Below are 9,255 nucleotides of genomic sequence, written 5' to 3' on the forward strand. Positions count from 1 at the left end.
TCAGGCCATCCTGCCAGAGGGTTTATTGTTGCTGGAGTAGTCCGGTAGCGATGCGTTTTAACAGGTCGTTGAAAATCTATCTGCGTTGCCGAATACCGCGTCAAAAACAGGCTCACAGCCAAAGGCTGAACGTGCTTTAGCACGGCCCCGAAGGGGCGAGCGGAGCGAGTCAAATGCTCATTTAGTTCACTAAACTCCGCTTTTTCGCCTGTTTTTTCCTTGTCTCGGCTGCCTCGATAACGTTTTTCAACAGCCTGTTAGGCCTGCAGCACATTCTTACCGAAACGCTGTCGCTGCATCTCATTCAGGCGACTCAGGGTACGCTGGAATGGGAACGACAGATAGCCCCGCGGATACAACTCGTTCATCGCCACATCGGCTTCGATATACAGCGGAATGCCGCGGTCATAACACTCATCCACCAGCGCAATAAAGCGCCGGGCGCCGTCATCCTGTTTGGACAGATTGGGCAGCACCCGGTCGCCGGTCTTGACCTGTTCCACCGCATCCTCGGTGCCACGGGCAATGTACTGCACTTCCTCCGGAGCACTCAGACAGGGCACATCGCTGAGCAGAATCTGACTGAACTCATCACACAGGCGAATATAGTCGTTGGCCGACAGGGGCTTGCCGCACAGTTCGCGATAGCTGCACCAGACGACCTTGCTGCTGCGCTTGATCACGGTGACGCTGCGGCCCAGCTGCACCTCCTGCTGATCGCAGGCGGCGTCACCGCGCAGCTGCTCGAATACCGCCGCCAGTGCACTGTCGCTGGCATCCGCCGAACGTTGCCAGTAGCGCTGTACCCGTGGGCCGGGATGCAGGCGGTGGTCTTCGCCGCCATCGACATCGAGGATATCCATATGCTCACGAATGGCCTTGATGGCCGGATCGAAGCGGTCGTGATGGGTGCCGTGGGCGTAGAGACGTTCGGGCGGCAGGTTGGAAGTGGTGACCACCACCACCTTGTGCTCGAACAGCATGCGCATCAGGCGGCCAAGGATCATGGCATCGCCGATATCGGCGACAAAAAACTCATCAAGACAGAGCACACGAATTTCATCGCTGAGGCGCTTGGCCAGCACTTTCAGCGGCTCGGGAGTGCCGGTCAGCTCGAACAGGCATTTGTGCACCCAGCGCATGAAATGGTGAAAGTGCTGACGCCGCGCAGGCAGGGTCAGGCTTTTGTAGAAACTGTCCATCAGCCAGGTTTTGCCGCGGCCAACCGGCCCCCACAGATAGACCCCACGGGGTGGCTGACGCAGTTTGGTGCCGGGCCAGGCCTGCCAGTGATGCAGGCCCTGATGGCAGGCTTCCAGTGCTCGGGCAGCGCGCTCCTGAGCGGAGTCCTGTTTGAAATCGTCATTGGCAAGCGCCCACTCGTAGGCGGCCCAGGGTGACAATGCTGACATAAAGAATGGAGCCTTGCAGGGGGCGGGCCTACAATGATCCTCAGCCTGCCCGCCGCCCGCAAGCGGACTTTGGTCAACAGCCTGTTGATGGCCGTGGGCACATCATGCGGGAGCCTGGCGCTCATTGCCGGGCACCCAACAAGGAGAGACAGACAATGTGGTCAATGGAACCCTGGCAGATCTGGGTCATCGTCGGTTTGTTACTGGCCGTAGGGGAAGTGCTCGGTGCGGCCTTTGTGGCACTGGCACTGGGTCTGGCCTGCCTGCTCGGCGCCCTGCTGGCGAGTATGGGTGTTGAATTCAAGCTGCAACTGCTGGGCGTGGCCATCGCCGCAGTCATACTGATCCCGCTGGCCATCGGTGCCTATCGCCGTCGCCAGCAGTCAGGCGACAACCGTGCGGCGGCCATGGTGGGTGAACAGCATTACAAGGTGCGGACCCGGGTGGTGGAGCATAACGGCCGTATCGGCGTGCGTATCGACGGTACGTTCTATCCTCTGGCGGCTCAGGGGGATGAGCAGCCCTGGCAGGTCGGCAGTGAAGTAGAGGTGCTGGGGTTTGAAGGGATTACCGCCAAGGCCCGCCCATGTCTGCCGTGACGACGCCTGCTTTCGTACAGCAGCTGCGGCTGGCGCAGCGACCCGAGGGTGAGCTGCAGCCCGGTGATTTCTGTCTGCATCGCGTAGCCGCGCCTGTCGCCGCACAGTTGCAGCCGGGCCAGTTGTTGCTGCGCCCCTGTTATCTCAGTGTTGACCCCTATATGCGCACCCGCATGCATACCAGCGGCTATGACTATATCGAGCACTGGCAGGCGGGCAGCCTGCTGTCAGGCTGGACCCTGGCACAGGTGGAAGCCAGTGCTGATCCGCGCTGGCAGGCGGGAGACTGGGCCATTGGCCATCTGCCGATGCAGCAGCGGCTGATTGCTGATGCCGCGACACTGTGGCAGCAGCGGTCCGAAGCCCCGCCACTGGCCTATATGCACCCGCTGGGGATGACCGGCTTCACTGCCTGGCTGGGCATGCAGCTGGGGCAGCCCGGCCCGGATGATACCGTACTGGTCTGCGCTGCGGCCGGCGCGGTGGGTTCGCTGGCCGCTCAGCTGGCACGACAGGCCGGAGCGCGGGTGATTGTGGCCGCCGGACGTGAAGACAAGCGCCAGTGGTTGCAGCAGGCGGGCTTCACCGAGGTACTCGACCATCACCACCGCGATTTTCTCGCCATGCTGGCGCAGTGGGCGCCGCAGGGCATCAGCCTCAACTTCGAGCTGATCGGCGGGCAGGTGTTTCATGGTGTCAATGAACTAATGCGCGACGGCGGCAGAGTGGTGCTGTGCGGACTGGTCAGCCAGTATCAGACGGCTCAGCCGCGACAGGCCCCGGCCAATCTGGCGCAACTACAGCGGCGACGGGTGCAGGTGCTGCCCTACGTGGCCCCTCACTATGAACATCGGCTGCCTGAGTTCCGACAGGCCATGCCTGCCCTGCTGGCGGATCTGCACTGGCAGCTGGATGTGCTCGATGGCGGTCTGGAGGCCGTGCCCGCCGCGCTGATCGGCCTGTTACGGGGTGACAATCTGGGTAAACGACTGGTCCGGCTGGAGTAAGCCGGGCCACACTTTTCATATCAACAGCAGAAGGAGAATTCTCATGGATGTACAACTGACAGGTGGTCTGCTGATCACACTGGTCATCGCCGTACTGGCGATTGTGATGCTGATCAAGGGGCTGCGCATCGTGCAGCAGTCAGAAGCCGTGGTGATCGAGCGCCTCGGCAGCTACCACAAGACTCTCGAACCCGGCGTCAACTGGATCGTGCCCTTTGTCGATCTGCCACGAGCAATCAAGGTCAAGCGCTATATGGGCGAAAATGCCGCGGCGATGATGGTGGAGACCAGCCGGATTGACCGTCGTGAGACGGTGCTGGACTTCCCCGGTCAGTCGGTGATCACCACCGACAACGTCAGCGTGATGATCAATGGCGTGCTCTACTACCAGATCATTGATCCGCAGCGGGCGGTGTATCAGGTGGAAAACCTGATCCAGTCCATCGAAGTGCTGGCCAAGACCACACTACGCTCGGAGATCGGCAAGATGGAGCTGGACAAGCTGTTCGAGTCGCGTCAGGAAATCAACGCCAGTCTGGAGACCGTGCTCGATGAGGCGGCCAACAAATGGGGGGTAAAGGTCACCCGGGTGGAGATTCAGGACATCCAGATTCCCGATGAAATTCAGGACGCCATGCGCAAGCAGATGACGGCCGAGCGCGAGCGGCGCGCGGTGGTCAGGCGCGCCGAGGGGGAACGTCAGGCCGCCATCGAGACCGCCGAAGGTGAGCGTCAGGCCGCCATTCTGCGGGCTCAGGGTGAACGCGAGGCGTCAATCCTGACGGCAGAAGGCCAGCAGCAGGCCATCCAGCTGCTGACCGAGGCGCTGGGCGCCAACGTCGACAAGAGCAAGGTCATCGGCTATCTGATCGCCAAGGATTACCTCAATACCCTGCCGCAGATTGCCAAAGACGGCGAACGGGTGTTCCTGCCGTATGAGGCCAGTGCCACGCTGGGCAGCCTTGGGATGATCAGCGAACTGTTCAAGAAAGACGGTCAGGCTTAAGGTTGGCTAAAGGATCGGCAGCTAGTGTCGCTGCGTGGCTGAGCATGGATAAGGGTAAACAATGCGTATTTTGATGGTGGAAGACGATCAGGCGCTGGCCGAAGTGCTGGTCAGAGGGCTGCAGAAAGCCGGTGATGTGGTGGACTGGGTCAGTCGCGGCCAGCAGGCCTGGACGGCCCTGCACACGTCTACCGAGCACTTCGACCTGCTGGTGCTCGATCTGGGTTTGCCCGATGGCGATGGTCTGAGTCTGCTGCGCAAACTGCGCAATGAGGGCAATACCATGCCCACCCTGATACTCACCGCTCGCGACGCGCTGGAAGACCGCGTCAGTGGTCTCGATGCCGGGGCCGATGACTATCTGGTCAAGCCCTTTGAGCTGGCCGAACTGCAGGCCCGGCTGCGGGCGCTGGGCCGTCGTCAGCGCGGCAAAAGCTCGGAAGAGTGGCGGCTGGGGCCGTTGCGGCTGGACCCCGGTCAGCTGCGGGCGTGGCTGAGTGATGCCGATCTGCAGCTCAACCGGCGTGAATTCATGCTGCTGCGTGCACTGGCGGAGCGCTCCGGGCAGGTCATTACCCGCAGCCGGCTGGAAGAACAGCTGTATGGCTGGGGCGAAGAAGTGGAGAGCAACACCCTGGAAGTGCATATCCACCATCTGCGTAAAAAGCTCGGTAAAGACGCCATCCGCACCGTGCGCGGCGTGGGTTACCGGCTGGAGCTGGCGGAATGAGTCTGCGCCGCATCCTGCTGGTGACGGTGCTGAGTCTGGTGGCCATTGGTCAGATCACCAGCTTTGTCTGGATTTACAGCGAAGGGCAGGAAGAAATGGAGGAGGTGCTCGACAGCGACCTCCTCAGTCAGGCGGGCTGGACCAGTTTGTGGCTGAAAAACCTGCCGGCCGAAGACACCGAAAAGATCGCCAAGAACCTCACCGAGCGCCAGTTTGAAGGGCTGCCTGCCGACTGGGTGATGGATCAGGGCTACCATCTGGTCAGCTCGCGGCTGCAGCTGTGGGATGCCAAATTACAGCGCTGGTGGCCGGAGGATCTGCCGCAGGACCCGATAGAAAAGGCCGGATTTGGCTGGCATGACTACGGCGGTCTGCGCTGGCGTACTTTCGATCTGGTGCTGGAGGACGTACCTATTCGTGCCCGCCTGTGGCAGTCACTGGACGTACGCGATGTGGCGCTGGAAGAAACGCTGGAAGCCATGCTGGTGCCGAATCTGACGGTGCTGGTGCTGCTGCTGTTTATTCTCGGTATCGTCATTCACCGTGGCCTGTCGCCGCTGGCGATGCTGGCGCAGCGCATGAGCCGCCGCACGGCGGATGATCTGGACACCATTCCCACCCTGTCGCGTACGCAGGAGATCCAGCAGCTGACGCAAAGCCTCAATGACTGGATTCTGCGTCTTAACGATACCCTGCAGCGCGAACGGGGGTTTGCCTCCGATGTCGCCCATGAACTGCGCTCGCCGCTGGCGGCGTTGCAGTTACAGCTGGATGAGTTCAGTGCCGATCAGCCCGGTATCAGTCAGGCCCGCAACAGCGTGCGACGGCTGGCGCGGGTGGTGGATCAGCTGCTCAGTCTGGCGCGGCTGGAGCACCGGCTGGCGACATTACGTATGCAGCCGGTGGCGCTGGATGCCCTGCTGGAAGACCTGCTTGGCGAAATGGCCGATCAGGTACTGGCCAAGGGCAAGGAAATTGAACTGATCGGGCAGGCGGGGGAAGTGCAGAGCGAACCCATCCTGCTCAGCGTGGTGCTGCGCAACCTGCTGGAAAATGCCAGCAAATACAGCGATGCCGGTAGCCTGATTGAAGTCGAACTGCGTGAAAGCGACAGCGAAGTACTGTGTCTGGTACGTGACCGGGGCGCCGGGATTCCCGCCGCCCGCCGCAGTGAAGTGCAGCAGCGCTTTGTGCGGCTGGATACCGGCCGTGACGGTGCCGGTCTCGGGCTGGCGATAGTCGGTCGTATCTGCGACGCCCTGCATATCGACTGGCAGCTGCAGGACCGCGATGACGGTCAGTCGGGCCTGCAGGTATGCCTGCGTTGGCCCCGCTGATCTGGCTCACATTTGCTGCCGCATCGGCCACAGGGCATCAACAAGGACGCCTGTGGCCCTGCCTGCCAAGATCTTTTGCGAGATATTGTGCGAGCTCGTTATCACCCTTCCTGAACGAATCCTCTCAGGGCCAGTGCCCGGTCTTACTCGCCGTCAGCGCTGCCGTTGACGCTGAACGCCTCCCCGGTGGCAAAAAATGACCCGCCCGCCACGTAGTGCAACGAACGTGGCGCATCCCCCTCGAAGTGCCAGCGGCCCTGACTGAAGGCGCGGCTGTCAGCCCTGGCGGCGACCACCTCACCAATAAACAGATCATAACGCTGCTGATTGTGCGGCTCGTCGATGATGCGGCATTCCAGATAAGCCAGACAGCCATCGGCCAGTGGTACATCAATCACCGATCCGACGTGACTGGCGATTGCCAGCTGACTGAATTTATCTCCGTCGCGGCCTGAGCAGGTGCCGACATCCATGGTCAACTGTGCCTGCTCGGTCGATGGCGCCTGCAGGGCAAACACCCCCGAGGCTTCCATCAGCTCACGGGTCAGGGTGTTGCGATCCACCACAACCAGCACCTTGGGCGGGTCAAAATCGAGCGGCATGGCCCAGGCGGCCGCCATGATATTGCGCTGGCCGTGGGCAGCACTGCTGACCAGAACGGTCGGACCGTGATTGAGCAGACGGTAGGCTTTGGGCAGTTCGACGGGCAGAAGATGGGACATGATCAGGCTCTGGTTGTGAAGTCACGCCTGCTTATATAGGTGCGTCCGCCATGGATTACCAGACGCGGAACGTGCTCGCCCTCTGCTGCGCCCAGCCCTTCGCCAGTGCCCGGACGCGCTGTTGCAGGTCATCCAGCAACAGCTGATTTTGCTCTTCCAGCGCTTCCATCGGCTTGTCGTATTACAGCAGGTCGATGCCGGTAAGGTAGTCAACCAGCGGGTGGGCAGATTTTCTTCCAGCATCTGCCGTATCCCTGCTTTGCAGAAGCCGTCCTGCTGGCAGGTAGCTTTATCCTGACTGCCTATGGCAGCCACTGCTGCAGGTGTCGATCAACAGCAGAGCTACAGGCAGCAGTGGCTGCGCATGATCAGAGTGGATTGAGGCCGGATGCAAAGGGCACTCTGCATGAGCGCCCCTGCCGAAGGTCTCAGGGTCTGGCCGGTATTTCCAGCCCGCGTTGGACGGCCGGACGCTGCAGGCAGCGCTCAAGCCAGGCCTGTACGCCGGTGAAACTGTGGTACTCCACCAGTTCGCCCGCACCATAGAAACCCACCAGATTGCGTACCCAGCCGAGCAGCGAAATATCGGCGATGGTGAACTCCTCACCCATGATCCAGCTACGACCTTGCAGACGAGTTTCCAGTACACCCAGCAGGCGCTTGCTTTCACTGACATAGCGCTGTAGCGGGCGTTTGTCCTCGTAGTCTTTACCGGCAAATTTGTGGAAGAAGCCGACCTGACCAAACATCGGCCCGACCGCGGCCATCTGGAAAAACACCCATTGCAGGGTCTCATAGCGGCTGGCCGGATCAGTCGGCATCAGCTTGCCGGTCTTTTCTGCCAGATAGAGCAGAATCGCGCCGGATTCAAACAGTGCCAGCGGCTGACCGCCCGGGCCATCGGGGTCAATGATGGCGGGAATCTTGCCGTTGGGGTTCAGTGCCAGAAATTCCGGCGTCCAGGTTTCATTGGCACCAATATTGATGGTGTGCGGTTCATAGGCCAGCCCCAGCTCCTCCAGCGCAATGGAGACCTTGACGCCATTGGGGGTCGGCAGCGAGTACAGCTGCAGGCGTTCGGGATGTTGCGCAGGCCAGCGCCGGGTAATGGGGAAGGCAGACAGATCAGACATGCAGGGGCTCCTTGGCAGGCTATTTTACCAGCCTGTATATAGGGTCGTCAGTCGTGCTATCCAGCCTTCAGGGGCGGACAAACTGTTGTCGTGCGGTGCTGACTCTGTCGCGAATGACGCATTCGTGAGTGTGGTCATTGATCAGCCCCATGGACTGCAGAAAGGCGTACACCGTGGTCGGGCCAACGAATTTCCAGCCGCGCTTTTTCAGTTCTTTTGACAGGGCCACGGATTCTGCCGAGGTGGACTGGGTCTGGGGCGCGCCGAGACTGTCGGCCGCCGGCTCGTAACGCCAGACGAAGCGGGCAAAGGAGCCTTCCCTGTCGATCAGCTCCAGCAGACGCTGAGCGTTGTTGATCACCGCTTCGATCTTGCCACGATGACGGACGATGCCTTCGTCCTGAAGCAGTCGTTCAATCTCCGCTGCGCCAAACTGAGCGACCTGATGGAAGTCGAACTGGGCAAAGGCGGCGCGGAAGTTATCACGCTTATTAAGGATGGTGCGCCAGCTCAGGCCCGACTGAAAACTTTCCAGACACAGCTTCTCAAACAGGCGGCGATCATCGGCCACCGGGAAGCCCCATTCGTGGTCGTGATAGGGCAGAAACTCGGGAGCACCTCCGCACCAGCGGCAGCGCGGCAGATTGTCGGGGGCAATAAAGGGATCGGTCATGTTGTTCTGCCTGTAGTTTTTAACATGCGTTCACGCGTTACGGCGCGTCGGCCACAGGGCGTTGACAAGCCCTGCGGAGGCTTATTCAGGGCGACTCACTTTGTGGCCAGGGCAAGCCACTTCTTCAGCACTTTTCGCCTTGTCCGGGGCTGGCTCGCAAGATCGTGAACAGGTTCTGGGAGAAACGTCAAAACCTAGGTGACATGGTGGCGGCTGTCAAACATGAGGGATAACAGTCATCTGCTCACAGCGAAGTCAGCAGGGATGAGCGGTGAGGGGATAGAGCGGGGAGTAACGGCAGAAGTGCAGGTCACTTCTGCCGGTAGGACAGGGCAAACTTCATGTCTGGTAAATTTACAGGCTGTTGAAAAACGTTATCGAGGCAGCCGAGACAAGGAAGAAACAGGCGAAAAAGCGGAGTTTAGTGAACTAAATGAGCATTTGACTCGCTCCGCTCGCCCCTTCGGGGCCGTGCTAAAGCACGTTCAGCCTTTGGCTGTGAGCCTGTTTTTGACGCGGTATTCGGCAACACAGATAGATTTTCAACGACCTGTTAAGCCGACACGCAGGCGCTACACACGTCCCTCTCTCCCTGAGAGAGGGCAGCCACACGCTGCACATCTGTATCAGGTAAAA

At 60.5% G+C, this 9,255-nt stretch carries 9 protein-coding genes; 5 read left to right on the forward strand and 4 right to left on the reverse strand.

The window, feature by feature from the left end:
* Positions 1-257: 257 nt before the first annotated feature.
* The gene (gene zapE, locus WH50_RS19975) at positions 258-1,412 is read right to left on the reverse strand and encodes a cell division protein ZapE (RefSeq protein WP_110189038.1); all 1,155 of its coding nucleotides are present in this window, start codon (positions 1,410-1,412) and stop codon (positions 258-260) included.
* A 155-nt stretch (positions 1,413-1,567) separates the two neighbouring features.
* Between zapE and WH50_RS19980 the strand changes: the two genes are divergently transcribed.
* The 5 genes from WH50_RS19980 (at position 1,568) to WH50_RS20000 (ending at position 6,091) form a co-directional block, all read left to right on the forward strand.
* Positions 1,568-2,011, forward strand: coding sequence for an NfeD family protein (locus WH50_RS19980; protein ID WP_165838497.1), 444 nt, complete (start codon positions 1,568-1,570; stop codon positions 2,009-2,011).
* Positions 1,999-3,018, forward strand: a complete 1,020-nt coding sequence (locus WH50_RS19985) for an MDR family NADP-dependent oxidoreductase (protein ID WP_110189040.1) — start codon at positions 1,999-2,001, stop codon at positions 3,016-3,018. The genes WH50_RS19980 and WH50_RS19985 overlap by 13 nt, the downstream gene beginning before the upstream one ends.
* A 43-nt stretch (positions 3,019-3,061) precedes the next feature.
* Positions 3,062-4,024 (forward strand): SPFH domain-containing protein, encoded by a 963-nt coding sequence (locus WH50_RS19990; protein WP_104152736.1) that lies wholly within the window; start codon positions 3,062-3,064, stop codon positions 4,022-4,024.
* 61 nt (positions 4,025-4,085) lie between these two features.
* Positions 4,086-4,754 (forward strand): response regulator, encoded by a 669-nt coding sequence (locus WH50_RS19995; RefSeq protein WP_110189041.1) that lies wholly within the window; start codon positions 4,086-4,088, stop codon positions 4,752-4,754.
* Positions 4,751-6,091, forward strand: a complete 1,341-nt coding sequence (locus tag WH50_RS20000) for an ATP-binding protein (protein WP_110189042.1) — start codon at positions 4,751-4,753, stop codon at positions 6,089-6,091. Before WH50_RS19995 ends, WH50_RS20000 begins: the two co-directional genes overlap by 4 nt.
* Before the next feature lie 143 nt (positions 6,092-6,234).
* Here the strand turns inward: WH50_RS20000 and WH50_RS20005 are convergent, their stop codons facing one another.
* From WH50_RS20005 to WH50_RS20015, 3 genes are all read right to left on the reverse strand, one after another.
* A complete protein-coding gene (locus WH50_RS20005; protein WP_110189043.1) occupies positions 6,235-6,813 on the reverse strand; it encodes a flavin reductase family protein in 579 nt (192 codons plus the stop codon).
* 428 nt (positions 6,814-7,241) lie between these two features.
* Positions 7,242-7,946 carry a glutathione S-transferase N-terminal domain-containing protein gene (locus tag WH50_RS20010; protein WP_110189044.1) on the reverse strand — a complete coding sequence of 235 codons (705 nt, stop codon included), beginning with the start codon at positions 7,944-7,946 and terminating at the stop codon, positions 7,242-7,244.
* Positions 7,947-8,013: 67 nt separating this feature from the next.
* The gene (locus tag WH50_RS20015) at positions 8,014-8,619 is read right to left on the reverse strand and encodes a DNA-3-methyladenine glycosylase I (protein WP_110189045.1); all 606 of its coding nucleotides are present in this window, start codon (positions 8,617-8,619) and stop codon (positions 8,014-8,016) included.
* Positions 8,620-9,255 lie beyond the last annotated feature (636 nt).

It is taken from the genome of Pokkaliibacter plantistimulans (assembly GCF_003194385.1).
Classification (GTDB): Bacteria; Pseudomonadota; Gammaproteobacteria; order Pseudomonadales; family Balneatricaceae; genus Pokkaliibacter; species Pokkaliibacter plantistimulans.